The sequence below is a fragment of the Candidatus Binataceae bacterium genome, assembly GCA_035294265.1.
In the GTDB taxonomy this organism is placed as follows: domain Bacteria; phylum Desulfobacterota; class Binatia; order Binatales; family Binataceae; genus DATGLK01.
The window spans coordinates 20,282-45,056 of record DATGLK010000026.1 but is presented as its reverse complement, the minus strand read 5'-3'; the positions used below and the strand labels follow the sequence as shown (position 1 = coordinate 45,056).

Annotated in this window: 28 protein-coding genes; 26 read left to right on the top strand and 2 right to left on the bottom strand. The window is 63.7% G+C overall.

Going from position 1 to position 24,775, the window contains the following annotated elements; translation table 11 throughout:
* Together VKV28_04895 and VKV28_04890 are read left to right on the top strand one after the other, a co-directional pair.
* The coding region (locus tag VKV28_04895; GenBank protein ID HLH76127.1) for an efflux RND transporter permease subunit at positions 1-685 on the top strand (685 nt) is incomplete at its 5' end.
* A gap of 14 nt (positions 686-699) precedes the next feature.
* Entirely contained in the window at positions 700-1,851 is a 1,152-nt protein-coding gene (locus tag VKV28_04890; protein ID HLH76126.1) for an efflux RND transporter periplasmic adaptor subunit, read from the top strand.
* Between the two features lie 125 nt (positions 1,852-1,976).
* On the opposite strand, the gene VKV28_04885 is transcribed toward VKV28_04890, so the two are convergent.
* Entirely contained in the window at positions 1,977-2,438 is a 462-nt protein-coding gene (locus VKV28_04885) for a response regulator (GenBank protein ID HLH76125.1), read from the bottom strand.
* Positions 2,439-2,576: 138 nt separating this feature from the next.
* On the opposite strand from VKV28_04885, the gene VKV28_04880 reads away from it, so the two are divergent.
* From VKV28_04880 to VKV28_04870, 3 genes are all read left to right on the top strand, one after another.
* On the top strand, positions 2,577-4,622 hold the full coding sequence (locus VKV28_04880) for a hypothetical protein (protein HLH76124.1): 2,046 nt from the start codon (positions 2,577-2,579) through the stop codon (positions 4,620-4,622).
* 193 nt (positions 4,623-4,815) lie between these two features.
* Positions 4,816-6,063 (top strand): hypothetical protein, encoded by a 1,248-nt coding sequence (locus VKV28_04875; protein HLH76123.1) that lies wholly within the window; start codon positions 4,816-4,818, stop codon positions 6,061-6,063.
* Between the two features lie 61 nt (positions 6,064-6,124).
* Entirely contained in the window at positions 6,125-7,129 is a 1,005-nt protein-coding gene (locus VKV28_04870; GenBank protein ID HLH76122.1) for a hypothetical protein, read from the top strand.
* A 219-nt stretch (positions 7,130-7,348) separates the two neighbouring features.
* Here VKV28_04870 and VKV28_04865 read toward each other — a convergent pair whose 3' ends face one another.
* The gene (locus VKV28_04865) at positions 7,349-8,551 is read right to left on the bottom strand and encodes a VWA domain-containing protein (GenBank protein HLH76121.1); all 1,203 of its coding nucleotides are present in this window, start codon (positions 8,549-8,551) and stop codon (positions 7,349-7,351) included.
* A 635-nt stretch (positions 8,552-9,186) separates the two neighbouring features.
* Between VKV28_04865 and VKV28_04860 the strand changes: the two genes are divergently transcribed.
* The 21 genes from VKV28_04860 to VKV28_04760 all read left to right on the top strand — a co-directional run bounded on the left by VKV28_04860 (position 9,187) and on the right by VKV28_04760 (position 24,629).
* Entirely contained in the window at positions 9,187-10,278 is a 1,092-nt protein-coding gene (locus tag VKV28_04860) for a N4-gp56 family major capsid protein (protein HLH76120.1), read from the top strand.
* 22 nt (positions 10,279-10,300) lie between these two features.
* Positions 10,301-10,771: a hypothetical protein gene (locus VKV28_04855; protein ID HLH76119.1), complete on the top strand. Its 471-nt coding sequence runs from the start codon at positions 10,301-10,303 to the stop codon at positions 10,769-10,771.
* A 21-nt stretch (positions 10,772-10,792) separates the two neighbouring features.
* Complete coding sequence (locus VKV28_04850) at positions 10,793-10,984, top strand: hypothetical protein (protein ID HLH76118.1); 192 nt, start codon at positions 10,793-10,795, stop codon at positions 10,982-10,984.
* Positions 10,985-11,066: 82 nt separating this feature from the next.
* Positions 11,067-11,699: a hypothetical protein gene (locus VKV28_04845; GenBank protein HLH76117.1), complete on the top strand. Its 633-nt coding sequence runs from the start codon at positions 11,067-11,069 to the stop codon at positions 11,697-11,699.
* A 7-nt stretch (positions 11,700-11,706) separates the two neighbouring features.
* Positions 11,707-13,167, top strand: coding sequence for a hypothetical protein (locus VKV28_04840; GenBank protein ID HLH76116.1), 1,461 nt, complete (start codon positions 11,707-11,709; stop codon positions 13,165-13,167).
* The gene (locus tag VKV28_04835) at positions 13,167-13,580 is read left to right on the top strand and encodes a hypothetical protein (protein HLH76115.1); all 414 of its coding nucleotides are present in this window, start codon (positions 13,167-13,169) and stop codon (positions 13,578-13,580) included. Before VKV28_04840 ends, VKV28_04835 begins: the two co-directional genes overlap by 1 nt.
* Positions 13,581-13,603: 23 nt before the next feature.
* Positions 13,604-13,825 (top strand): DUF6582 domain-containing protein, encoded by a 222-nt coding sequence (locus tag VKV28_04830; GenBank protein HLH76114.1) that lies wholly within the window; start codon positions 13,604-13,606, stop codon positions 13,823-13,825.
* Positions 13,826-13,829: 4 nt separating this feature from the next.
* Complete coding sequence (locus VKV28_04825; GenBank protein ID HLH76113.1) at positions 13,830-14,195, top strand: hypothetical protein; 366 nt, start codon at positions 13,830-13,832, stop codon at positions 14,193-14,195.
* A gap of 4 nt (positions 14,196-14,199) precedes the next feature.
* Positions 14,200-14,625, top strand: a complete 426-nt coding sequence (locus tag VKV28_04820; protein ID HLH76112.1) for a hypothetical protein — start codon at positions 14,200-14,202, stop codon at positions 14,623-14,625.
* A 2-nt stretch (positions 14,626-14,627) separates the two neighbouring features.
* Positions 14,628-15,536, top strand: a complete 909-nt coding sequence (locus VKV28_04815) for a hypothetical protein (GenBank protein ID HLH76111.1) — start codon at positions 14,628-14,630, stop codon at positions 15,534-15,536.
* Positions 15,537-15,553: 17 nt separating this feature from the next.
* Complete coding sequence (locus VKV28_04810; GenBank protein ID HLH76110.1) at positions 15,554-16,045, top strand: hypothetical protein; 492 nt, start codon at positions 15,554-15,556, stop codon at positions 16,043-16,045.
* Positions 16,038-16,691, top strand: a complete 654-nt coding sequence (locus VKV28_04805) for a hypothetical protein (protein HLH76109.1) — start codon at positions 16,038-16,040, stop codon at positions 16,689-16,691. The genes VKV28_04810 and VKV28_04805 overlap by 8 nt, the downstream gene beginning before the upstream one ends.
* The gene (locus VKV28_04800) at positions 16,681-17,415 is read left to right on the top strand and encodes a hypothetical protein (GenBank protein ID HLH76108.1); all 735 of its coding nucleotides are present in this window, start codon (positions 16,681-16,683) and stop codon (positions 17,413-17,415) included. The genes VKV28_04805 and VKV28_04800 overlap by 11 nt, the downstream gene beginning before the upstream one ends.
* A gap of 126 nt (positions 17,416-17,541) precedes the next feature.
* A complete protein-coding gene (locus VKV28_04795) occupies positions 17,542-21,879 on the top strand; it encodes a hypothetical protein (GenBank protein ID HLH76107.1) in 4,338 nt (1,445 codons plus the stop codon).
* A 23-nt stretch (positions 21,880-21,902) separates the two neighbouring features.
* On the top strand, positions 21,903-22,205 hold the full coding sequence (locus tag VKV28_04790; GenBank protein HLH76106.1) for a hypothetical protein: 303 nt from the start codon (positions 21,903-21,905) through the stop codon (positions 22,203-22,205).
* Between the two features lie 25 nt (positions 22,206-22,230).
* The gene (locus VKV28_04785; protein ID HLH76105.1) at positions 22,231-22,407 is read left to right on the top strand and encodes a hypothetical protein; all 177 of its coding nucleotides are present in this window, start codon (positions 22,231-22,233) and stop codon (positions 22,405-22,407) included.
* Positions 22,408-22,465: 58 nt separating this feature from the next.
* Positions 22,466-22,861: a hypothetical protein gene (locus VKV28_04780; protein HLH76104.1), complete on the top strand. Its 396-nt coding sequence runs from the start codon at positions 22,466-22,468 to the stop codon at positions 22,859-22,861.
* On the top strand, positions 22,861-23,373 hold the full coding sequence (locus VKV28_04775; GenBank protein HLH76103.1) for a hypothetical protein: 513 nt from the start codon (positions 22,861-22,863) through the stop codon (positions 23,371-23,373). Before VKV28_04780 ends, VKV28_04775 begins: the two co-directional genes overlap by 1 nt.
* A gap of 30 nt (positions 23,374-23,403) precedes the next feature.
* Complete coding sequence (locus VKV28_04770; GenBank protein ID HLH76102.1) at positions 23,404-23,913, top strand: glycosyl hydrolase 108 family protein; 510 nt, start codon at positions 23,404-23,406, stop codon at positions 23,911-23,913.
* 19 nt (positions 23,914-23,932) lie between these two features.
* Positions 23,933-24,160: a hypothetical protein gene (locus VKV28_04765; protein HLH76101.1), complete on the top strand. Its 228-nt coding sequence runs from the start codon at positions 23,933-23,935 to the stop codon at positions 24,158-24,160.
* A 208-nt stretch (positions 24,161-24,368) separates the two neighbouring features.
* A complete protein-coding gene (locus VKV28_04760) occupies positions 24,369-24,629 on the top strand; it encodes a hypothetical protein (protein HLH76100.1) in 261 nt (86 codons plus the stop codon).
* The last annotated feature ends 146 nt before the right edge of the window (positions 24,630-24,775 follow it).

The following is a 24,775-nucleotide window of genomic DNA, read 5'->3' as shown; positions in this document are numbered from 1 at the left end:
CGACGTCGATAGCGGGGTCGTCGGCAGAGACCTGGGTAGCAGCACAGCAGCAGTGGAGCGCGCGATTGGCACGCTGGGTCGGTTGCCGCGGGGCACCACTATTCGGATTCGCGGGCAAAGCCAGGCGATGCGGGAATCCTTCAGCAGTTTGGAGGAAGGATTACTTTTAGCAGCGATTCTGGTTTATCTGCTGATGGTGGCCAATTTTCAGTCCTGGATGGAACCGTTGGTAATTTTCCTTGCGGTCCCGGGAACGTTAGCGGGATGTCTGTGGATGCTGGTAGTGACCGGGACGACGATCAACGTGGAATCCTTGATGGGCGCGATCATGGCGATCGGAGTGGGGGTGGCTAACGCCAACCTAGTGGTGATTTTCGCCAACGATCTGCGTGAGCAGGGTTACACGGCGCTGGCGGCCGCTTTGCAGGCCTCGCGGATTCGACTGCGCCCGGTACTAATGACCGCATTGGCCATGATTTTGGGCATGCTGCCGATGTCGCTGGCGTTGGGCGCGGGCGCGGAACAAAACGCGCCGCTGGGTCGGGCGGTAATCGGCGGGTTACTGGCGGCCACGTTCATGACGTTATTCGTGGTGCCCGCGGCTTATTCGTTATTTGGCCGCGAGGTGATCGGCAAGCATCAGCGCGATGCCGAAATAGCCGCGTTGTTCAATCAGCCGCTGTGAGGTAGCGCGTGGAAATGGAAAATCCTTCGGCCGGCCGCGGCCATCATTCCACGCCTAAGCCGGGGCGAGGCTTTTTTATCGGTTGGATTGTGGTGGTGGTGGCGGTGGCGATTGCCACCGCCAGCTTAGTGCGCGCTCGCGCTACGTGGATAATCCGACAGAGCGGCCAGCTTGCGCGCCAAGCCGACCTCGGCCCCCGAGTGCTGGTAACCAAGGTACGTAGCAGCCCGCGCTGGCGCACCATTGAGTTGCCCGCAGCGGTTCACGGCTACGTGGAGACACCGGTTTACGCCAAAGTAGCGGGTTATCTGAAATCGATCCGGGTTGATAAAGGCGATCGGGTCAAGAGCGGCGAGATTTTGGCAATTCTGGAATCGCCCGAAACCGATCAGCAGGTAGCTAACGCCCGGGCCACTTACAAACTGGATTTGCTGACTGATCGACGCAATCAAGTATTGCTGCAGGCTGGGGTGGTGGCGCCGCAAACCGCCGATCAGTCCCATCAAGCCTTGTTGAGTGCCCAGGCTCAGCTCCGACAGATGCTGGCGTTGCAGAGCTATGAAGTGATCCGGGCGCCATTTTCGGGCATGATTACCGCCCGGTATGTCGATCCGGGGGCGTTGATTCCACAAGTTACCGGACCATCCAGCGGCAGCACGCCAATCGTGTCGATGGCGACGCTCGATCGTTTGCGCATCTATGCCTATGTACCGCAAAGCGACGCCCCGTTTATTCGCGACGGCGACCCGGCGGTAGTGACGGTAGCGCAGTTTCCTCGGCGTAAATTCGGCGGGGCGGTAACCCGCCATCCCGAAGCTTTGGACAGCACCAGCGTGACCATGCTGGTCGAGGTGGATGTAGCCAATCCCGACCGGATTCTATATCCGGGAATGTATGCCCGGGTGAGATTTACCATCACTACGCCGGTTCAATTGCCGCTGGTGCCGGACGACGCGCTGATCTTTAAAAACGGCGATCCGTACGTGCCGGTAGTCAGAGAGGGTCGGCTTCATTTGGTTCCGGTAAGTCTGAGCAATGACAATGGGATCGACGTGGAGATTCCCAGCGGTATCACGGTCGGCGAGTTGGTGGCCGTCAATGTAGGTCAGGCCGCGGCCGATGGTGAGCCGGTCCAACCGGTGCTGGCCCAAAACGGCCAGCGCTGAGACCGGGTATCGGCTTCAAAGACGAAATAGGCCGCTACGCGTTTTCCGACGGCCTCTGCCTTTAATTCAGCCTGCTCATGACACGGTACGGTTTGCGCTTGCGCGCGCGAGTCCGATTCGTCAGCTCAGGCAGTGGGCGGGGGTGGGAGCAGATTGAATTCCAGCCAGTAATCCAGGGTAGTGTGCAAAGCGCGGCAAAAGTTTTCGAAATCGGTGTCTTTGTAGAGGTAGGAGTTAACCCCGGCGGTATAGAAGCGGTCCAGGTCAATTGCGGCGCGAGAATTGCTGAGCACGACCACCGGAATTGGCCGAGTGCGCGGATGCCCCTTGAGACGTTGCACCACCTCCAGGCCGCTCATCCCAGGCAATGTAGCGTCCAGCAAAATCAAGCGCGGTTGTTCGGCGCGGTTGCGAGCCGCGTATTTGCCAGTGGCGAAAGCGAAATCCAGCGCATCGGAGCCGCTGTGGGCGACTGTCACGGTGGGTTGGGGTTGGCGTTCCTGGACCACGTGAAGGGCCAGGGCGATGTCGGCAGTGCTATCGTCAACCAGTAGCAGCTCGGTTGAACGTGCGGGCGAGTGGCTCAAAACAAAGTCCTCGAGCTTAAAAAAATCTAGCCGCTAGGGAGCGCTGGCAGGATAAAGGCCGGAAAGCGGGGGCTATCGTAGCCATGGTATTTTATTAAGGGGGGCGGGAACAGTCGGGGAGCGGAGGCGGCGCAGCGGGTGAAGGTCGCAGAAGTCGGCGAGAGTGAAGCAGGGGTAGCGGGGATAAGCGAGCTGGCGCGCCGAGTGGGACGCGACCTGGAGCGGGCGGCGGCGACGGTGGGGCGCTGGCGCAAGGAAGCGCGCGAGGCGGATCGCTTCATGGCCGGCCAGCAATGGCATCCGGCCGACGAGGCGCGGCTTAACGAGGAAGATCGGCCCACGGCGGTTTTCAACTACGCCCAAAAATATATTCGGATCGTGGCCGGTACCGAGCAGCACAACCGGCAGGAGGTCGTATTTGTGCCGCGCATGCCGCAGGCGGGGCTGGCCAACGCGGCAGGTGAACTGGCTTCTGCGATATATAGCTCGGTGATCGAGGCCTGCAACGGGCCCGAGGAACGCTCGGCCGCATTCGAGGACATGTTGGTGCGCGGCATGGGCTGGACCGGAATTCGGCTGGAGATGGAGCTGGATCCCGAGGGTCGGATTGTGATGGAGCGGGTGGACGGGTTGAAGATGTATTGGGACCCGGCCGCGCGCAAGCAGAACCTGGAAGATGCGCGTTGGGTAGCGTGCGAGGAAGAGATTGCGCTGCAGGAGGCTATCCGGCGCTGGCCGTACAAGGAGAGCGAGCTACGTGCGGCGCAATTCCTGAGCGAGCGGCCGGGGCAGGGGGAACTGGAGGTCGAGCATGCGACCCCGATCGAATATCAGCCCGGCAATCAGACCGAATTGGCATTGGGGCCGCCCGCCGGCAGCGTGCGGGTGGTGGAATATCAGTATTACGAAGTTCAGCCGCGCTATCGGTTGGCCGACCCGCTGAGCGGCGAGCTGATCGAGCTGGGAGAGGACGAATTCAAGCGCTTGGCGCGCCGGTTGGCGGCGCTAGGCGAGCGCATGATCGAGGGGGGCGAAGGGAGGGGAGTTGGCTACGTCCGCCAGGAGCGGCGGGTGTACAAGCGGGTTTTCTGCGCGGGGCCGCTTGAGCTGGCGGCGGGCGACCTGCCAGTGCAAGGAGTAGGATTTACCTACAAAGCGCTCACCGGTGGATTCGACGCGGCGGCTGGGGTGTGGCGCGGGCTGTTGCACGTACTGATGGATCCGCAGCGCTTCGCCAACAAATTCTTTAGCCAAACCTTGCATATCATCAACAGCAACGCCAAGGGCGGGCTGTTGGCCGAGGCCACGGCGTTTGCGGACCCGACCCGAGCCGAGCAGGACTGGGCCAATCCGGCGGCGCTGATTCTGCTCGAGGACGGGGCGCTGTCGGGCAACCATCCGCGCATCCAGGAGCGTTCGCGGCCGGCCCTGCCCGAGGGCACGTTCGTGATGCTCAAGTGGTGCATCGAAGCGCTGGGCGGGGTATCGGGAATCAATCCCGAGCTGCTGGGGGCGACGGTGGGCGACGTGCCAGGGGTGGCGCAGCGCCAGCGCCAGGTGCAAGGGATGACGATCAACGCGGGGTACTTCAGCGCGCTGACCCGCTACCTGCGCGAGGAGGCCCGCACGGTGTTCGAGTTCATCCGCAATTTCGTGGCCGATGGCCGCCTGGTGAATCTGGGTGGGCCCTACAACTCGCGGGCGATTCCGCTTCTGCGCGAGCATCTGCCGGTGGACTACAGCCTGGTGATCGACGAGCCGACCAAATCACCCAATGCCAAGGAGGCGTTTTGGGACAAGATGGCGCCGATCATTCCGGTCTTAATCAAAAACAACGCCTTTTTGCCCGAAATTCTGGATTACAGCCCGTTCCCAGCGTCGATTGTGGCGCGCCTCAAGGCGCAATTGGAGCAGCGAGCCGGCGCGAGCGCGGCAGGAGGTCCGCTGGCGGCAGCGGGCGGAGGGCAGGGGAGTTCGGCGCAGCTAGCCGCGACGCGGGCGCGTGTGATGGAGCAGAATCTTGCGCTGCGCGAGCAGGAATCGCGCTTGCGGCAGTTGGGATCGATCGTCGCAACGGCGGGCAAGCTGATGGATACGCAGGCGCGGGCCCGGCGGCAGGAGCTGGAACAGGGGGCGTTGGTGGCGGATTTGCTGGCGCGTCACGGCGCGCGGCGCGCGCGCTAAGGTTTCCTGTCGCCTAAGTTTAGTGTTGCGAAGCCGCAGAAAGCGGTGCCAGCTCGGAGGAGTGGACCGCCGCGAGCGGATGGGGGCTGCTAGCTCCGCTGTGGGATCAAGCAGCCAGAGGCGGCGCTGACGACCGCGCCACTGATTAATTTTTTTATTCCAGGAATAGTCATGGGCGGGAAGGGAGGTGGGAATGGAGTTTGCGGACAAGACGGCACTGGTGATCGACCAGGGGCTTTACGTACATGTGGCCGAAAAGCTGGCCGAGAGTTTCGGACGGGTGCTCTACTATTGCAACGGCTGGCGCTGCGCTTTCCCGGTCTCGGAAAGTTTCAACATCGGTGCGGGGCTGGAGGGAATCGAGCGGGTTGAAAACGCCTGGGATCATATCGAAGAAGCGGACTTGATAGTCTTCCCGGATACCTATTTTGGAGCCGAGCAGGAATATTTGAGGCGCCAGGGAAAGCGCGTATGGGGCGCGGGGCAGGCCGAACTGCTGGAGCTATATCGGGACGAGCTGAAACGAGTTTTGCATCGCGTGGGATTGGCGGTGGGGCCCTACGAGCTGATCACTGGGCTGGAGCAACTGACAGAGCATTTGAAATCGCATCCCGGAGTCTATGTGAAGGGCAATCTGTTCCGGGGCGATGTCGAAACCTTTCGTGCGCGCCATTTCCAGGCCACCAAGCCGTTGCTTGACGAGTTGGCGCTCCATCTGGGGCCGCGCGCGGGACAGACTTTGTTCGTGGTAGAGGAGCCGCTGGCCGGAGTTGAGGCGGGCTACGATGGGTTTGCCATCGATGGCCGTTTTCCCGCGATTGCGGCCTTCGGCTACGAGGCCAAGGACGTCGGATACATTGGGCAGGTGCGGAGCTGGGAGACGTTGCCGGCCGCTCTGAAGGTTATAAACGAGCGGTTGGCTCCGGTGCTCGGCGAATTGGGATGCCGCGGGTTTTTTTCCAGTGAAGTGCGAATCGGCAGCGATCGGGTTCCGTATCTGATGGATCCGGCGATGCGAGCCGGGTCGCCACCGTCGGAAGCCTATATCGAGCTGTTTTCCAACTGGGATGAAATCATGTGGGCGGGAGCGGCGGGCGAGCTAGTGACGCCGCGGCCGGTCGCCCGGTACATGGCGCAAGTGGTGTTGCGCTCGGAATGGGGCCGCGAACACTTCCTTGGAGTGGAATTTCCGCCCGAATTGCGAGCATTCATCAAGCTGCACGGCCATTGCCGAATTCAAGGGCAAGACTATGCGGTACCGCTCAAGATTCGTGAGTTCGGCGCGGCCATTGGCTTGGGCCAAAGCCTGGACGAGGCGGTGGAGGCGGCGATGCGGCATGCGGAAGCGGTGGAAGGGCTGGAGGTTGAGTTCGATGGACAGGCGCTGGAGCGGGTGATGGCTGCGATCGAGGCGGGAAGCAAGGTGGGAGTGGATTGGTAGTCAAGCCAGCGACGAGGTGGCACGAGATTGGGTTGGGTGGGTGGCTGGAGGAGGAGAAGAAGTGAAGGCAAAGAATATGCAGGCGACGGACAAAACAGTGCAGGTGAGCGCGGCGGGAGAGGATCCGGAGCTGCTAGACGCCAGCGAGGAAGCCTTGCTGGCGGCAGGGAATGTACCGGCGGCGGTCGTGCCGGAAGCGGCAGAGGCGTCGCCCAAGGTGGCAACGCGAGCGGGAGGACAGAGCGAGGGCGAGGAGGCGGCGGCAGGGCGCGAGGAAGGGCGGGGGCTAAGCGAAGAGGCGATGCGCAAGTTGGGGCCCAATGACAGCGTGCCGGCGTGGTCGCTGGTCAAAGAACGCCAGGAAGTGCGCGAATTGCGCCGCAAGCTGGCGGCGCAGGAAGAAGCGTGGGCGCGGGCCAATCAGCGGCTGGCGCAGTTGCAGGAGCGCAAGCCCCACGGGGTGCAGGGGGGCGATCCGGAACCCGATCGGGCGGCCGATCCGGCGGGTCATCAGGCTTGGCAGATGCGCCAGTATCAGCGGGCCTTGACCGGTCTGTATCAGCAGCAACAAGCGGCGGCGCAGGCGGCCGCCTTGCAGCATCAAGGCACCATCGCGTGGCGCCTGGAGCAGGAATACGCCCAGAACGGCCATCCTGACTACTACGACCGGGTCAAGTACATCAAGGCGCGCCGGGCACGCGAGCTCGAGCTGATGGGAATCACGGATGAAGCCGAGCGTGCTCGAATAGTCAACCAAGATAGCCAGTCGCTGGTAGCCACTGCCTTGCGCCAGGGGCGAAATCCGGCCGAAGTAGCCTATCGTCTGGCCGAGGAATGGGGCTATAAGAGCGCAGCTGGGTCAGGCGGGGGGGTGAGTCAGGGCGAAGAGAAGATTCGTGAGCTGGCGCGCAAGCAAGCGGCGGGACAGAGTTTGCAGACGCTGGGTGGCCGGGCGGCGCCGGCACCGTTAACGCTGGAAGCGATCGCGGCGCTAGACGACGAAGCGTACGAGAAATTATTGGAACAGGCGGGAGGGGATCTGAACGCGCTGCTGCAGCGAGGATAGGCGATAGGGCAGCGGTGAGGGTGGTAGCCGGTCAGGGCGGCGGGCACTTCCAAGCTCAACCCTGTTTCATGGCACGTTATGGGAAGGGAGCCAGAGAAGTTAAAGATCTTTTCCCTCAATCCCCTCCCTGGTCAGGGAGGGGAGATTGCTACACAGATTGACGGAACAAGCTGGCTTGGGCTTGGCAGGGCCGCCCGCGCCGCTGCTAACTCGTCAAATTCAACGGCTGGCGGAGTAGGCGCCGGCGTCGGCCCATTTGGGCGCGCGCACGTCGAGTCCGGGGCGAGTGGCTTCGACTTTGATCGGTTGCGGGCCAGAACCGCCGGAGGAGGAAAACAGCACGGTGTACTGCTCGCGCAATTCGGCAGAAATGGCCTGGAAGTGAGCGTCCAGCTCGGAGAGGTTGGTGACGCGTGGATTGAGCACGAAGGTGGTCCCGCCGGTGTCTTCGGACAGCGTGCGCAGGGTCGAGGCGTCAACCTCTTCCTGCTGAGCGGCCAACAGGCGGCGACCGAAGCCGAAGCCGAAACCACCGAAGAACGGGGTGTTGCTGGCGTTGGATATGTTGGAGACGCCCAGCCCGACGGTGTAAATCAGCACGCCGGCACGGCGCGCGGCGGCGATGACGTCGGGCAGGGTGTAGGTGCTGGCATTGTCCATTCCGTCGGTCATCACGAGCAGGGCTCGCTTCGGCCAACGTCCCTGCTCGACCTTGACCAGCCCCTGGACTATCGCGTCGAACAGAGCGGTTTGGCCGTAGGCGTGGAGGATGGTGATGGCGTGGTCCAAGGCCGCGGGATCGCTAGTAAAGTCCTGGAGCAGATAGGCGCGGCCTGAAAAGGCCATCAGGAAGACGTCATCGCGCGGGTTGAGCGTATTGACGAAGTGGCGCAACGCGGCCTCGGCAGCGGGCAACTTCCATTCCATGCTACCGCTGGTATCGACCACGATGCCGATGCTAGCGGGGGTATTGGTATCGCGCTGAAGGGCGAGAATGGGGCGACGAACGCCATTTTCGTAGATGGTAAGGTCCTGTTTGCGCAGGTCGGGCACCCATCCACCGCTGTCATCGGTAACGGTAATCGAAATCCTGGCTACGCCGGCTTGAGCCCGGGGTTGGACGGGGAGTTCGAGCGTGCCGGTCTGGCCGCGGGCAGGGGGAATTTCTAGCGCGGGCGGATACGAAGACTGCGGCGCGACGGGCGGCAGGGTAAGAGTCTGCTGGGAGCCATTTTGGGCTGGCAATGGGGGCGGATAGCCGGGCTGAAAGTTCTGCAATTGGGAGGCTTGTGCCAACTCAAGCAGGGGCGCAGTGCCAGCCCAAACAGGCCTGGCCGATGCGATCAGCGCGGTGAGCAGCGGTATCGCGGTCAAAGTCACGCAAATCCGCGCGTAATTAGTTAGAGCAATTCTTTTATGCATGCCAAGAAAAACCGTCGCCATCCTTAAAAGACGTAACGTCCGCCCCAGTAGTTTACCAACGTGGGGGCGGAAAGGGAGCGGGAGCCGGGCGAGAATGGGGTGGAATGGCGCAAGTCTCGAAGTGTGCGGGGTGGATAAAACGGCGGGAGGGCCCGTCTCCCTTGCTGAACCCTGCATATCATAGGGGCTGCTGTCTTGCTCAACTCCTTGCCCCGTCATTCTTGCGCAAGAAAGAGGAACGAAGCCGCTGCGGCGGAGTTTTCCTCACTATCTTTTGCACGCGCCATAGAGGGATACCCGCCGCTATAGGGCCGGGCGGGATCAAATTTGCGGGGGAGGAACGGGCCCGGGTATAATTAGCTTATTCGAGCAGGCCACATCGGGGCGATAGCCGATGGCGCGGCGTCAAACGGCGCCGCCAGCACTTGACCGGCGCAGTGCGTAGCTAAAGCGCCGGGGCCGGCTCCCAGCCCGATGAGGAGCAGCCACTTCCGGGCTCTAGCGGAATGGCTTCAGCGAGGCGCCTAGGCGCGGAGCTGAAGCAGCCAATCCTTCGGCGTTGAAGAAGGTACTTTCGCGGCCGCCTGGTCGCGAGAGAACTAGTCTTTGACCAGCAAACGCGGAGAGATTGGCCGATGGCCACGAGTTTTTTCAATCCATCCGATCCGTCCACCAATTTGCTGTGGAGCAAAGAGCTCTACCGCGAGACCAAGAAAAAGACCGTCGCGACTAAGTTTATCGGGCCGACGTCGGAGTCGTTGATCCAGATTCTGGACGATACTCAGAAACATCCGGGCGACAAGATTACGTACACGTTGCGGATGCAACTAGCGGGAGCCGGAGTACTGGGTTTCGGTGTGCTGCAGGGCCAGGAAGAGGCGATGACCTTCTATACCAACTCCCTGCTGATCGACAATCTGCGTCACGCCGTCAAGCTGCAGGGCTCGGTGTCGCAGCAGCGGGTACCGTGGAACCTGATGAACGAGGCCAAGATGGCGCTGTCGGACTGGTTCGCCAGCCGCTACGACGTCGCGGTGCTCAACCATTTGGGCGGCAACGCGGCGCAGAGCGACGGCCGGTATACCGGCAACAATCAGCCGCTGGCGCCTGATGTCAACCATCAGGTCTTTGCCGGTGGGGCGAGCAGCGAAGCCAGCCTGACCGCGACCGACACCTTCACTCTTTCCCTGATCGATCAGTGCGTGGCGCGCGCCAAGACCATGACCCCGGCGATTCGGCCGGTGCGGCTGTCGGGCGGCGAATACTACGTCATGCTGCTCCATCCGTATCAGGTGCAAGCACTGCGTAAATCGACCACCGCGGGCGACTGGAAAGATATCCAGATGGCGGCGATGCAGGGAGGAAAGGTCGAGGACAACCCGATTCTGACCGGGGCGCTGGGGATGTTCAACGGGGTCATCCTGCACGAGGACGCGCGGGTGCCCTACGGCGACAATACGCAGAACAGCCTACACACCGATCTGGGTGCGCCCGCGGCGGGCACCACCAACGTAGCACGCGGTCTGTTTTGCGGTGCCCAATCGGCGGTGATCGCCTTTGGCCGCAACTACAACTGGCCGACCAAATACAAGTGGGTAACCCAGGCCGACGACTATGAGGATCAGGTCGGAGTGGCGGTGGGCTCGGTATTCGGGTGCGTGAAATCGACCTTCAACGGGTCGGACTTCGCCACGATCGTGACCAGCACTTGGGCGCAGTTGATGTAGGGAGCGAGGCAAGGAAGAGACCATGTCCAATAACTACTATTCGACTCAGGAAACGGCGGGCATACAGGCGGTCTACGAGACTGGCGCCTTCGTGGAGACGTTCAGCTTTGCGATTCCGGCCGTCGGTTTCGGCGTGGGCGACACCGTAACTCTGCTGAAGATTCCCGCCTACTGCGCGCTGATCGACTTCGCTATCGACTGCCCGCAGTTGGACAGCGCGGGCAGCCCGACGGTGACGATCGATCTGGGCGACGGCGGTAACAGCCAGCGCTATATAGCGGCGGGGGCGCTGGGGCGCTCGGCCACTGACACGGTACTGACGCCCAGCGGGATCGCAGGGAGCGCGGCCGGCAATTGGCAACAGGGCGCGCTGCCCCATCGCTACGCGGCGGCCGACAACCTGGTGCTCAAGATCCATGCGGCCCCGACCACGCCCACCGTCAGCGGGACTATCACCGGCCATGCGCTGTTCTGGGGCGGTCAGAACCAGTAGGCGCTGAGAGGAAAGGAAGCGATGAAAGAGGAAAAGCCGAGCAAGCGGCATCAGCGCAGGGGCGACACCGAACAGGCCACGGACCGCGAGAGCGGGGCGTGGGATATCCCATACGCGCGGGCGCGGTTCGAGCCTGGCGTGGAGACCGAGTCGGTGGGCAATCCCTACGCCGACGATCCGATGGGCGAGCGGCGCGAGCGGGATCGAAAGTAGGTAGCAGGCACCCTAACCCTCCCCCATGGCGAAGCATGGGGGAGGGAAACAAGTTCGGGCGCAAGCAGAGGGGTAGCGGGCGGTGGCGGATTCGACATTTGCCGACATGCAGGCGCGAATGGCCGATGAATTGCAGCGTACCGATCTGGCCGATCAGATTGCCAACGCGATTACCGAGGCCTGCGATTATTACCGCCGCGACGCCTTTTTCAAGAACGACGCACAGGCTACCCAAAGCACGAGCGCAGGGTTGAATATCTACAGCGCGCCGTTGGATATAGCCGAGCTGCGGGCCCTATTCGCGACCGTCTCCGGGACGGTCTACAAGCTGCATTGGAAGACCTGGGATCAACTTAATGCGGAGGACTCCAACCAGTTAAGTCCGGTCCAGGGACCGCCGGTCGACTACGCACTGAATCTGCTCGGGACGGGAATGCAGCTGCGGCTGTTTCCCACTCCCGACGCGGTTTATACGCTGACCTACAACTATATTCAAATAATTTCCCCTCCGGTAAACGACACCGACAGCAATTTCTGGACCGTGGAAGCGCGCGAACTGATTCGGGCCTATGCGCGATACCTACTGCGACTCAACGTGCTCAACGACGGCGCCAGCGCGGCGGTGGATAAAACGCTGGCGGATGAGTTTTTTCGCAAGTTGAAGCTGGAAACCGGGATGAAGAAGTTCACCGGGCGACTGCGGCCGTGGTGGTAGGGCGGCGATGGCGATTGTGCAGGTAAATTTCGCGCGCGGATTTGCTCCCGACCTGGCCAGCGACACGGCGGGGATTATCGTGGACAGCAACGGGCTGTATCCCACGCCGGCAGGTTATCGGCCATTCAAGGCGCCGGTGCGCGCGGCGCCCGCGCCGATGGCGCAGCCGGCAATGGGAGCCTACCTGCAGCAGAATCAACAGGTGGGGGGCGCCAATCTGCTGTTCGGGGCACAAACCCGGCTGTATCAATACCAGGCGCTGGGTCAGGATTTCGTCGATGTTTCGGGCGGGCAAACCTTCAATGGACCTTCGCCGCAGGGACCCCCCACCAGCGGTGATTATCGCACCCCGCGTTGGCGTTTCACCAATTTCGGGGCGGACGTGATTGCGCTCAATCCCAACGATGTGCCGCAACTGCTCGCCGCGCCCAACTACAATACGGCGGTGGCGCTTGGCGGAAATCCGCCGCGGGGGGCGCTGGTGGCGGCGGTGGGTGATTTCGTGTTCATCCTGGACAGCGCGGGCAACGATTGGAACTGCAGCGGAATCGGCAATCCCGCCACGTGGAGTCCGGATATCGCGACCCAGGCCGCCAACGGGGTGCTGGGCGACACGCCGGGGCCGATCGTGGGAGCGCGCGCGCTGGGAGCCAATCTGCTGGTCTACAAGCAGCGTGCGGTTTATCTCGGCAGCTATCTGGGACCGCCGATTATCTGGGGCTTTACCTTGCTGGCCAGCGATCGGGGCGCGGTCAGCAACGAGGCGGTCGTGGATCTGGGGGGCAGCCACGCTTTCGTGGGGTTCGACAATTTCTACCTATGCGACGGTGGTCCACCACAAGTAATCGGCAGCCCGCTGCGCAACTGGTTCTTCGAGCAGAGCCTGGATAATAGCAACGCCAACCTGGTGTGGGGGGTATGGGATCGGCTGCGCGCGGTAGTGGTCTGGTATTACCCCTCGGTGGCGGCCAATCCGCCGGGCAGCCTGGATCGCTACGTGTGCTGGAGTCCCAGCCTGGAGCGCTGGACCACCGGTATCAACTTGGCCGCGGTGCAGGCGGTGGCGCAGGCGCCGGTGAACCTGGCGGGCGAGTTGCAGTACTCGCCGCTGGCGGTCTTTTCGCAGGCGCTGATGCTGACCGACAACGCTATCTACCAACTGAGCGGGGCACCCAAGGGAGCCTATCTGACCAGCGGCGACGTGGGCATCGCAGGCCGCTTCAGCTTGCTGCGCGGGGTGCGGCCGCTGTTCTCGCTCTACCCCGCCGCCAGCGCGGCCCAACTGCAGCCGCTGTATCGCTTCAACCTGGGCGACCAGCAGTACGCCGGCGCGCCGGTGCCGCTGACCAGCTACGGATGGTTCAGCCTGCGCCAGAGCGCGCGCTATCACGCGGCCAAACTGAGCGTGTCGGCGCCGTGCGAGATTGTCGGTCTGGAGCTGGACTGGCAGGCGCAGGGCACACGCTGATGAACAAAATCGCAAGCTTGAGGCTACCGGTGGCGGCCGATTCGAATTGGCTGGCCTTGTTTCAGCGCCTAGCGCCCTGGGCAGGGGCAGTGACGGCAGCGCTCAACGGGCTGGGGGCCAATAGCCGCGGGGCCAGCGGCAATCCGGGCTCCGCCCTGAGCACGCTGACCGTGAGCGGATCAGGGGCGGCAATCGCAATCGCGGCCCAAGCCCATTTCGTGACCGGCAGCGGGTCTTTGATCACGATCAACGCGCCGGTTGGTTTCACCGGAGCACTGTATCTGATTGCGCTTAGCAGCTTCACGCTGGAGGGGGGCGGCAACCTGGTTTTGGGCGCACCGGTTACGGCCATACCCAACCAATTGATGGTGCTGTACTACGACGGCGCGCGCTGGTATCTAAGCGCGCCTTGAGAACTGGAGGGAGGGGTTCGGCGATGGCTGAACTGAGCGCGCGCCAGCGCGCACGGCTACATCCCAAGAGCTTCGCGCTGCCCAAGGCACGCAAGTATCCAATCCAGGATCGCGCCCATGCCCGGGCGGCGCTGGCGCGGGTGGCGCAGTTTGGCACGGCGCGAGAGAAGGCGCAGGTGCGCGCCGCGGTGCGCCGGCGCTTTCCCTCAATCCAGCAACGGCCCCGGAGCAAAAAGGAGAGCTAAAGCGATGGCGCGATCGTTGACCTTCAGCGCGGGCGAGCTGCCCGCCAAATACAACTCGGGCTCCAGCTACAAGAGCAGCGATGTGGTGATCGCAGTCGGCCCGGTGCGGGTGTGGGGCGTGAGTGGCTACAACAGCAGCGCCAGCCCGGTGTGGGTGATGCTGTTCGACGCCAGCACGGTACCGGCCAACGGCGCCGCGCCCGACGTGCTGATCTACGCGGCGGCGCAAAGCGGCTTTGGCTGGCAGAGCGCGGCGGCGGCCCTGGGCAGCGGCTTTTCCAACGGACTGTGCTGGGCCCAGAGCACCAGCGCGCCCCAGTTGAGCCTGGCCACCGGCGGCGCGGTCTATCTGCGGGCGGATTTCGACTAGGGCGATGAGGAGTTGGGCTCTGCAGCAGGTAACGCCTGACGAGCTGGAGGCGTGGTGGCCGTTGGTGGCGCCGGGGCTGGCCCAAGCCTGTCTGCGGGCGCGCTCGCCGCTGCGTCCGGCCGATCTACTAGGCGAGCTGCGAGCCGGCAGTGCCACGCTTCACGTCGGGCTGCTCGACGGGAGCTATGGCGGAGCCGTGGTGCTCAAAGAATGCCGCGAGCGGTACTCCAATCGGCGGTTGATGTACGTGTGGGCGGCTTATGCCTGTCGCCGGCGCGTGGTGGAACTGGCGCTAGAGGACATCTGTGGGCTGGCGTGCAGGGTGGGAATCGACGCGCTGTGCTTCCAATCACCTCGCCCGGGTTGGGCACGGCGGCTTTGGCGGGCGGGGTTCAGGGTCACGGACGTGACCTATCAGAAGGAGTTGTAGCGATGCCATCAGGTGGAGGGCCGAGCACGGTCTCGAGCGTTACCCAATCCAATCTGCCGGCCTGGGCGGTGCCCTACGGAATAGGGCTTTTGGGCCAGACCGGCAATTACGTCAATAGCGATTTGGCCGGTGGCTATCCGGCCGGGATGCAGACTCAGATAGCGCCGCTGTCACCCGATCAGCAGGCGGGGCTCAACCTGGGCTACGGTGCCGCCATCGGGGCGCAGGGTTTGTTGGGGCCGGCATTGACCCAGGCCGAAAACACGCTGTCGGGCGCCTATCTGAATCCCACCACCAACCCCTACCTGCAGGCCGCCTTCAACGAGGCGGCGCTGCCGGTCACCGAACAATACCAATACGCGACCGAGCCGGGAATCCAGGCTGAATACGCGCAAGCGGGAGCTTTCGGCGGCTCGGCCCAACAACAGAGCGAGGGGTTGGCGCAGCAGGGACTGGGTAACGCGTTGCAGAATCTGGCCACCAATCTCTACGGAGGAGCCTACCAGCAGGGGGTGCAGAACCAACTCGCCGAGCAGCAACTGGTGCCGGGGCTGCTGGGCGCGACGTTCGCGCCCTCGCAAGCCTTATTAAACCTGGGCGGTCTGAGCCAGAACGAGCAGCAGGCGCAACTCAACGCGGCGCAGCAAAACGCGATCAACCAGTACCTGTATCCCTACGAAACGCTGGGACAGTTGGGCGCGATGATGCCGGCGGCGGTAGGCGGGGCGTACAACTCCAGCTCGAGCATGACCAATCCCAACGCGCTCTATCCGCTGGGCGGGCTGATGGCGGGCAGCCTGGGAGGCTATGGGTTGGGCTCGCTGCTGGGTGGCTCGATGCTGGGCGCGAGCGCGGGACCGTTGGGCGCGGGGCTGGGTGGTTTGGGCGGCCTCCTCTCCACCCTGCTGTGAGCAGAAGGAGCAGAGCAATGAATAGTCAGGAATTTCTTCTGCTGGCGCTCCATCATCTGGTCCGCCAGCGAGGCGGGCGAGAGGGGGGTGGCGCGCCCGCCGCGCCAGCGGCAGTGGGGGCCCTGGGCGCGGCCCAGGCGCTGGCACGGGGGATGCGCGGGCATTCCGCGCAGCGCGGGCTGAACGGGCTTGGGGGCGTGGTGAGTGGACGGGGAATGGGTGGCGCGGGCGCGGTCCAGGCTGGACCCGCGGCGGGGCTGGTGATGGGGATGCTGGGGCATGGCGCGGGCCGGGGGCGGCTGGTGCCACCCTCGCGCCGCGCCCGGCGCCATCGGGTGACGCGCCCAGCCCATTTAATGTCGCCGGCGGCGGCCGGCGCCACAGCACTGCTCGCTATTCCCGCGCTGCCCGTGGGCCAGGCGCCTTATCGCTGGCTCCCACCGCCCGTCCTTGGTCGCTATCGCGGCCTGGGCCGCCTGCGCCTGCCGCAGGGATGGCTGGATGGCTGAGATGGGGGAGGAGGAGGCGCGACTGCGGGTAGTGGTGGCGCTGCCGGCGGCGGTGCTGGCGCAGGCCGCGGCTGCGCGCGACCCCAACGGCGCGCTATTCAGCGCGATGCTGGGCGCGGCCGGAGCCGCCAGCCAGGCTTTGGCCCGGCTGCAGGCCGAGTACGCCCGCTGGATCATCGTGGGGCAGCCGGCAAACGCCGCGCGCTGGCGGCTGGCTCGCGATTATAACCGCGGCTGGCTGCGCGGGCTTTATGGGGCCGGGCCTTACAGCCGACTGCGCGAGTGGCTGGATAGCGCGCGTTGGGGCCAGGTGATGGTGGAACGGCTAAGCGATTCCAACCATCGGGCGCGCTTCGATCGCGGATTTGAACTCGAGGCGGCGCGCTTGGGGCTCGAGCTGCGGCAAGCAGCGGCAGAGTTGGCCCGGGGTGGCCACGCGCAATTCGCGGCGCGCTGGTGTGGTGCGATGGGTAGCCGTGCAAGCCGGCGGGCCTTTTGGTCGTTTATCCGCCAGTTTGGCCAGGCCCAGCCCGAGGCTGGGGCGGGCCGCGCGTGGGCGCGCTGGATGGCACTGCCGCACGAGCAATTAAACGCCCCCTTGGGGGCTCAGCTTGGGCAGGAGGAGGTAGGAGCCGATGGCGAGTAATTTCATGATGGATCAGCCCGCCGGCAGTACCAAGACGGTGGGATCGTTGGCGATGGGGCTCAACGCCCTGGGTGCGGTCAGCGGTGCGGTGGCGGTGGATTTCAGCCGCGGCAACATCGTCAGCATGACGCTTACCGGTAACGTCACGTTGAGCTTCGGCAATGTCGCGGCATTGGCCGGAGCGGGGAGCGTGCCGGGCGCGGGGCGCGTGGTTTTCATCTTTACTCAGGACGAGCTGGGCAGCCACGGCGTGAGTTGGCCGGCGAACGCCAAATTCGGCGGCCTGGCGGCTCCCGTAATCAACACTGCGCCGGGGGCGCGCGACGTAATGGCCTTTGTCAGCGACGGGGTCAACCTGTACGACGAACAACCGGCCAACCCCAATTTCAACGCTATCGTGGCGGGCGGCTACGCCAGCGCGATTCAGGCCGCCGCCTATGGCGCCACGGTGACTCCCAACCTGGCCCTGGGGACGATCGTCACGGTGGGGGCGACCAACAGCAATCCGTTTACGATTGCCAATCCGCTGGGTGGCGTAAGCGGGATGGAATGGACCCTCAATCTGGCCAACGGCGCGGGCGCCGCCCTGGGCACGGTTAGCTTTGGCAGCGCTTACCGGATTGGCGCGTTTACCGCACCGGCCGCGGGCAAGTCGCGGGTGGGTAGTTTGTACTACGACGGCACCTACCATTGGCTAACGGGCGGATTCAACGCCGACTTGTAGAGGATCGGCGCAAAAGCGCGCGGGCCGGGACGACCCCGGCTCAGCGCGGTCCCGCCGGCAGGCGTCGGCCGGCGGGACCCGGGCTGTTTTGCGCATCCTGCGAGGGACGTGGTGGAGGGCAGGCTAATGGAGCAGGGCGAGGCGCGGCGGGTCAGCGGGGTTTGGCGGCGAGCGATCGCGGCCGGGGTGGTGGCGGCGTTGGCCTCGGCGCTGGTGATGGGTCGGGCCGCAGGACAGGGCAATCTATGCACGTTGACCGGCAATCTTAGCGAGGTCAGTGGTCAGCCTGCTGCCAATGTGCGGGTCTATTTCAAGAGCGTCGCGCTGCAAACCTATGGCGGCGCGGTGATCGGACCCTCGACCTTCTCGGTGCTGACCGATAGCCAAGGTAACCTGCCGACCAATCCGCCCCTGACTATCCCACAGGGGGCGTTGGTGCTGGTAACGGTGGGCAGTGGACAGCCGGTGCAGATTCAGATTCCGCTGTCTGCCAGCGCCGACCTCAGCACCTTGATGCTAGCCAATAGCGATCCGCCCTCGCTGGTGACCGGTTTGGGAATCGGAGCGGGCGGCGATTTCGCCCTGAGCGTCACCAATCCGCCCGTGGGCGGAGTAGGCACGGTGACGCTGCAACCGGGTCGCACCACTGGGCTGCAAGGCGTGGCGGTGGCGGCCAGCGTGCCGCTGGCGGGTCAATTCCTGGTGCAGAACGCGGCCGCCAACCAATGGGTGCCGGTTACGCTGAGCGGCGACCTCAGTGCCAGCGTCGCCAATCCCGGGCAGGTAGCGGTCAGTCAGATCGCCGCCGGCGGCAGTATCACTGCGAACAACGCGGCGGGAGGTCCCTATTGGATCAGCGGTTACGGCGTGAACGGAGTGCGCAACGCGCTGTCGCTCAACGAGGATGGCACGTTGGCGGGAGGTGTCGATACTATCTGGAGCGCGACCGCAACCGCCGGCAACCCGACACTGAGTAATCTCTCGGGACACGACTTCAAGGTCGGCGAAGGCGTCCAATGCTACCATTGCGGCACCACGGAGACGGTCGCGACGCCCGCGGCCGTAAGCGGCGCGGCGGTGTGCGGATCGGCCGGCGGCTGTGCGACTCAATATCAGTATGCAGTCGCAATCCTGGACGGCCATGGCGGTATCTCCGCCGCGAGCGCGGCGAGCACGGCGGTGAGCAACCAAGTGCCTTACGCCTCGGGTTGCCCTTCCAGCGGCAACTACGATTGTCTCTCCTTGCCGGAATGGTTCGGTAATTCAACCACCGTGACCGTGGCGACAAGCGAGCCCGCGGGAGCGCTGGCGCTGGCCAATACGAGCGGATGGCCAGCCAGTTGCCAGTCACCGAGCTGCGCGGTGGTGGTGATGGGAGCGGAGAGCAGCAGTGTCAACGGACAGCCGTTTCCCTTCCAGGTGCTCAATTACACATCGCTCAGCGTCAACGTTCTGCAGGGCGTCACCGGGGGTACCAGCGGAGTGACGATCCCCGTGGGAGCATGGGCGACGGTGGCGTTGACCCCGCCGGCCAATTTCGGCAACTACAACACCTTCGCGCTGCCGCCGATGCCTGCCGGGGGCGCCGGCTACGTGATCTATCGCTACGACAGCCAGAGCGCGGCCTGGCGGCGGCTGCGCAAGTATCCGATCTACGGCCAGATGCAGTACAGCTCGGCTGCGGTGACGTTGCCTGCCAGCACCATTCCCATGGCGAGCACGGTGGGCTTCATGTCGTCGGGCACGGCGGTAATTGGGGGGGCAGTGGGTAACGGTGGTCAGGTTGTGACCTACAGCGGCATCACGGCCACTAGCCTGACTGGAGTCAGTGGGGGCAGTGGCAGCTTTCCCGCCGGCGCGCTGGTATTCGGACAATGGCCGGTAGGCCGCGAACTCAACAAGCTGCAAGTGACGGCGGGATCGCCGGTGATTTACACCGGTGGGACGCCGCAATTCGTGCCCTCGGACGTAGGGCAGACCGTAACCTGCATTAGATGCGGCAGCGGGGGCGCCAATCTGAGCAGCACGATCGTGACCGTGGTCGATAGCCAGAACGCGGTGATGGCGGCCGACGCGCAAGTCAACGCCGACAGCGCGCAGGCAATCATCAATAACATTTTGGATTATGGTGGTCAGAATATCGATGATTACAACCTTTGGGGACGACCTGACATCCCAGCGGCCAATCAAATAATTCCGCCAACGCCGCCTAGCGCGGCGCTGGCCGACAGCATGTTTAGTCAGGTCACGGCCACCAGCGCGAGCACGATCACGTTGGCGACCGCACCCAGCCAGAGCCTGACGGGGGTGACTCTGGCGCATGACGACACGGCGGCGCTGCAATCGGCGATCGAGCATGCGGGACGCGACCAGGAGGTGGTGCTGCCGCCGGGAGTCTACCCCGAGCATGGGTTGGTGCTGGGGGCCAGTGGAGCGGGATGGCTGCAGGGGCTGGGCTACGCGCTGACCAACAATAATTTTTGCCCCAGCGGCAGCGAAAGCCAAGCCGGCGGATTCGTGGTGATGGCGCGCGATATTTCCCGCGCAGTATTGGAGTTCAACGGAGACCCCTCCGATTTTGTCACCGCCGGAGTGGAAGCGGCGGGCGGAGGGCCGGGCAATAATGTCGGCAGCACGCTGCGCAATCTGGGTATCTGGATGTACTCCAGCGGCGGCGCGGCCTATCAGAACGACGGTACCGGAGCGCTGCTGGAAATCGATAATGTTTTGTTGTGCGATCCTCAGCGCGACGCCATCTTTTTCAACTTCACGAGCAATCCCAACGCGATCGGCTACGAGACCAACGCCACGATGACGCGTTTTCACGCGCTCAACGTGGGTAACAACTTTATCCATCTGCTGGGCTCCAGCGCGCAGGGCGGCGGCTGGTTCGACCTGAACCATCTGCACGAGTTCGACGTCAATTTCGTGGGTACGCAGGAAAACGCGGGAACGGGGCTGTATTTCGAGTCGGAAGGGACGGGCAACAGCGGCGCGGCTGGGGGTACCGACTTCTGGCATATCGATAACGGCCATCTGTTCGGGCGCCCTGGTCCGGGGCTGTCCAACAGCGTGGCTCAGGGAGCCCATCCGATCGATTACGCCTGGGGCGGTTCGGGCAACACGCTGGCCACCGGCTGGCATATCGATAGTCTGGAGATCGAGTCGGGAAACCCCTACTCGAACAACCTGGGCGATCCGAATTGCGGCCTTATTTACTGGGAGCCGGGGGTCAATAACTACACCAATTACTACTTCGCCTCGGCATCGCTCGAAGAGTGGGGTTGCGGCGCGTTCATAGGGCTCGACAGCAGCGATCTGGCGACTTATCACGTGGTGGCCAACGCGGGTCATGTGCAGCTTCCCGACGCCGCGGTCGCTGGAGGAGTGGCGGCGAGCGGTCAGGTAAGCGGCAGCCTGCTCAACGCGAGTATCCCGGCAATCAACCTGATACCCGACTCGGGACTCCATTTTGGTTCAACCTTTATCAGCAACAGCGGGCTTGCGGTAAGCGGGCCGGGACCCGACGGCGGCAACGCGGTCTTCACCACGGGTCCCTACTATTCGACTACGCTTAGCAGCGGCGCCGCGCAGGGCGCCACCAGCTTGACCGTGGGATCGACCACGGGCTTCCCGAGCTCGGGAACGCTGGTCACGCAAAACAGCTATTTCAGCTACACGGGCACGACGGCGACCAGCTTCACCGGCCTCTCCCCGACGCTCCCGTGGCCACTGGCCTCTGGAACCGGCGTTTACATGCAGGGCGGTTACGGCGAGGTGAGCTGGAACAGCATCCCAGTGAGTGCTGGCAATTACTACACCGCGAGTTGTTATATCGACGCCAGCCAGGTGGTGACGCCGAGCACCAATCCGACCTGTTCGATTACCTCCAACCAGGGCGGTGCGACGCTGGCGGTGGCGCAGAACCATTCGGGGATCAAGGGACGCACGGCCGGCGCGACGTTTCAGGTGCCGAGCGGAACCACCAGCGTCAGCTTTAATTTCATGATGAACAATGCGGCGGTCGGCGGCGGCCAGCAGGTGGTATGGGCCGATCCGATGCTACAGGCGGGACAGTCCGAGAGCGTGTACGTGGAGGGCTTGCCGGCAGGTCCGTTCGGCTCTGCGAGTTTCGCCGGCATGATGCTTGGGTTTACCAGCGGGACCGACTGTCTGGGCGGTATAATTACACCTACGGCTATCACGCTGACCGGGATGACGGTGGATGTAGCGACGGCACCGGCGGGATGCAGTACCAACGCGCAGGTTGGGGTGTATGACCATACGGCGGGCGCGGATTTGGGGGTGACGGCAACCGTCAGCGCAGGGCGTAACAATCTGAGCGGATTGGCGGTCGGGGTGGCCGCCGGTCACGAGATTTGCGCCTATATCAAGACGCCGGCGGCAGGCTGTTCGACCAATCCGGCCGACGGACTGGCTAATGTTCAGTACTCAGTTCAGTGAGTAGTGGGTGGAGCGGTGGGCGGATGGGACACGGAGTCAATACGGAAGAGGTGCGCGACGCGCTGGCGGTAGGTGGGGCGGGCCTGGGTTTCATGGCGGCGGTGCGACGCTTATTCGGCGCCGCGCGTCCCGACCTTGGCATGAGCGCGGCGGTCGTCCGGATCGAGGCCAAGCTGGATCAGGTGCGGGTGGAACTGGCCGACCATCGACGCGCCTACGACAGCGGTTTGAGTCAAATCCATCGCGAGCTGGAAGACCATCGGGAGGAAGATAATCGGCGCTTCGGCGAGCTGAGCGCGCGAATCGCGGGCTTAGGCGCCGGATGAACGAGGAGGCCGGGAGGACGGCGAGATGGAATGGGGCAAACATGCGTTGGCGTCGCTGGTCGGGGCGATTATCGCGACCGGAGCGATCTACCGGCTGGTTCCCGCGCACAGCCAAAGCTACGCGCTCGCGTTGCTGGCGGTAGCCGCCTATCTGCTCGGGGTGCGGATGCCGCCGCCGGGAATGTCAGCGACGGCAGGTTAGGCCGGCAGCGGCGGGATGGGGCGAGTGGACTGGTAAACGGGAGCAGGAGGCGCAAGCAATGGATCTGATCGGTGCAATCGAGAACTGGTTTGGCGGAGCGCAAGAAGAATTGCAACAGGCGTTGGTGCCTATCATGCCGTGGGCGCAGGGCATTTACCAACTCGTCAAGAAGGATGCCGAGGCTGCGCTCAAGGAGGCTGGCGGAAAGATCGAGACGATGGCGCTAGCGGATTTTCACAGCCTGGTGGCCACGGTGCAAAACGCCGTGCTTGGCGCCAATGGCCACAGCGGGCTTAGCGGCGCAGACAAGTTCGCGTTGGTGGCGGAATCGATCAAGACGCAGCTAGCGGCCAACTTGTGGCCGACGATCAAAAGCCTGGGCACGGCCAGCCTCAACGCGTTGATCAACGCGGCCTACGCGGCGGTGGCCAGTGGCGTGATCGGGGCGTTGTGATGGAGCGGCCGCGAGTGATGGTGGGCTTCAGCGCGGCGCCTGGGTTGCTGGGCGCGCTGATTCGCTCGGCTGAAGGGGGAGGGGCGGTCTCGCACGCGTTTTTGGCCTGGGACGATCCGTGCTTCGGCGGGCGGATGACGCTGGGGGCGAATTGGAACGGGCTTACCTTGGAGCCCTTCGAGGCGATGGCGGGAGAGCGGCGGCGGCTTTATCTGGCGAATTTCGACCTGTGGCCGGGGATTGCCCGTCTGCGCCGTTATATCAACCGGCCCTACGATTACGCGGCGCTGTTCGGAATGACTTGGGTGGAGGCGGAAAAGCTGCTGGCCCATCGCCTGGCGCGCAATCCACTGTGCCATAAGAGCGATTTTTTCTGCTCCGAATATGTCACCGCGGTAATCCGCGCCAGCGGATACGATTTGTTGCCGGGAGTGGCGCAGGGATCGGTGGATCCCGAGCAATTGCTCGACGCAGTGCTGGCGTCGCCCGAATTTCGGGCGACGGCCGGCTAGCCTGACGCCTGCGCGCGGGACGGGTCAGCGATGCAATGGTGGGAGGACGAGGCTTTCGCCGCGGCGGTGCGGGTAGTGCTGGGTCATGAAGGCGGGTACGTCGCCAATCCACTGGATCCGGGAGGGGCTACGAAATACGGGATCAGCCAGCGCAGCTATCCTAAGCTTGATATCAAAGAGCTGCGTCCCGAGCAGGCGGCGGCAATCTACTACCGGGATTGGTGGTTGCGTTACGGTTACGGCCGGCTACCTGCGGAGCTGGCCGCCAAGCTCCTGGATTTGGCGGTCACCGCGCCGGTCCCAGCCCATCAGAGCCTGCAGCGTGCATTGCGCGCGGGCGGGATGGGTGATCTGAAGGATGACGGGGTGGTGGGGCCGCTGACGGTGGCCGCGGCGTGCCGCTGTCCACCGGCGGTGGCGATCGCGGCGTTGCGCTCGGAGTTCGCCGGTTATTGCCGTCTGGTCGCGGCCCGGTATGAGGCCGCGCACGGGTGCGCGGACCCGTTTCTGGAGGGCTGGCTTAATCGCTCCTACGAATGAACGGCTTCGGGGGGTATTCATGTCGCGCGTTGTTGCACGTAATCAGCACGACCATCCGGGCTACCGGATGGGGACGTGGCGCTATTGTCCGCTGTGCGGGATCGAGTTCAGGACGAGCAATGCCTACTCCTATCGCGACCGCTGGTGGATGCATCTGACGGCCGATCACAAGCGCACGCCCGAGCAGGCACGCCAATTGCTGGAGGATTGCCGCCCGTTGGGCAAGACGGAGTGGGACGGCTCGTAACGGGGGGAGCAAACAGCAAGCGTAGCGAAGCCTCAGATGCGGAGACAGCGCCCTTTGGCGGATTTGGGCGACCAGTGGGGCCTGCTTTGGCGGCCAAGGGCGGCCCGGCAGCCTCCTAATTTGGCGGCCCGCGTGATTGACGCTCGCTATCCGTTGAAGGGACAGGTAAATTCGTGGTACGGATAGAACCCCCATGGAGACCTCGACAATGCCCGATACGGAGAAAGACGAAGTAAGGCGCAATTACGAGGCATTCCGACGCTTGCTGCCCAATCTGCTGGTCAGCCATCGCGGAAAATTTGCGTTGCTGCACGATGGACAAGTTGTCGAGTTTTTCGACACCGCCGGAGATGCGTATAAGGTGGGGCTGAAGAACTATGGGCAAAGCAAATTTTCAATTCAGGAAGTAACCGATGGCTCTGTCGATCTAGGCTTCTACACACATGCCGTCCCTGAGCGGTCAGTGTAACCCTGCAATTGGTCCACTGATTCAAGTCGGGGTCGATGCGCCCGCTGGCAGCGCCGCCGTAACGCCCGCTAGGTTCCTTCAACCGATAGCCCCGAATCGACTGTTTTCCGCTTTGGTCGATACGGGCGCACAGATCACGTGTATCT

Coding starts and splice junctions, on each gene's coding strand:
- VKV28_04890 (HLH76126.1), top strand. CDS start 700: ATGGAAAATCCTTCGGCCGGCCGCGGCCATCATTCCACGCCTAAGCCG.
- VKV28_04875 (HLH76123.1), top strand. CDS start 4,816: ATGGAGTTTGCGGACAAGACGGCACTGGTGATCGACCAGGGGCTTTAC.
- VKV28_04865 (HLH76121.1), bottom strand. CDS start 8,551: ATGCATAAAAGAATTGCTCTAACTAATTACGCGCGGATTTGCGTGACT.
- VKV28_04860 (HLH76120.1), top strand. CDS start 9,187: ATGGCCACGAGTTTTTTCAATCCATCCGATCCGTCCACCAATTTGCTG.
- VKV28_04855 (HLH76119.1), top strand. CDS start 10,301: ATGTCCAATAACTACTATTCGACTCAGGAAACGGCGGGCATACAGGCG.
- VKV28_04850 (HLH76118.1), top strand. CDS start 10,793: ATGAAAGAGGAAAAGCCGAGCAAGCGGCATCAGCGCAGGGGCGACACC.
- VKV28_04840 (HLH76116.1), top strand. CDS start 11,707: ATGGCGATTGTGCAGGTAAATTTCGCGCGCGGATTTGCTCCCGACCTG.
- VKV28_04835 (HLH76115.1), top strand. CDS start 13,167: ATGAACAAAATCGCAAGCTTGAGGCTACCGGTGGCGGCCGATTCGAAT.
- VKV28_04830 (HLH76114.1), top strand. CDS start 13,604: ATGGCTGAACTGAGCGCGCGCCAGCGCGCACGGCTACATCCCAAGAGC.
- VKV28_04825 (HLH76113.1), top strand. CDS start 13,830: ATGGCGCGATCGTTGACCTTCAGCGCGGGCGAGCTGCCCGCCAAATAC.
- VKV28_04820 (HLH76112.1), top strand. CDS start 14,200: ATGAGGAGTTGGGCTCTGCAGCAGGTAACGCCTGACGAGCTGGAGGCG.
- VKV28_04815 (HLH76111.1), top strand. CDS start 14,628: ATGCCATCAGGTGGAGGGCCGAGCACGGTCTCGAGCGTTACCCAATCC.
- VKV28_04810 (HLH76110.1), top strand. CDS start 15,554: ATGAATAGTCAGGAATTTCTTCTGCTGGCGCTCCATCATCTGGTCCGC.
- VKV28_04805 (HLH76109.1), top strand. CDS start 16,038: ATGGCTGAGATGGGGGAGGAGGAGGCGCGACTGCGGGTAGTGGTGGCG.
- VKV28_04800 (HLH76108.1), top strand. CDS start 16,681: ATGGCGAGTAATTTCATGATGGATCAGCCCGCCGGCAGTACCAAGACG.
- VKV28_04795 (HLH76107.1), top strand. CDS start 17,542: ATGGAGCAGGGCGAGGCGCGGCGGGTCAGCGGGGTTTGGCGGCGAGCG.
- VKV28_04790 (HLH76106.1), top strand. CDS start 21,903: ATGGGACACGGAGTCAATACGGAAGAGGTGCGCGACGCGCTGGCGGTA.
- VKV28_04785 (HLH76105.1), top strand. CDS start 22,231: ATGGAATGGGGCAAACATGCGTTGGCGTCGCTGGTCGGGGCGATTATC.
- VKV28_04780 (HLH76104.1), top strand. CDS start 22,466: ATGGATCTGATCGGTGCAATCGAGAACTGGTTTGGCGGAGCGCAAGAA.
- VKV28_04775 (HLH76103.1), top strand. CDS start 22,861: ATGGAGCGGCCGCGAGTGATGGTGGGCTTCAGCGCGGCGCCTGGGTTG.
- VKV28_04770 (HLH76102.1), top strand. CDS start 23,404: ATGCAATGGTGGGAGGACGAGGCTTTCGCCGCGGCGGTGCGGGTAGTG.
- VKV28_04765 (HLH76101.1), top strand. CDS start 23,933: ATGTCGCGCGTTGTTGCACGTAATCAGCACGACCATCCGGGCTACCGG.
- VKV28_04760 (HLH76100.1), top strand. CDS start 24,369: ATGCCCGATACGGAGAAAGACGAAGTAAGGCGCAATTACGAGGCATTC.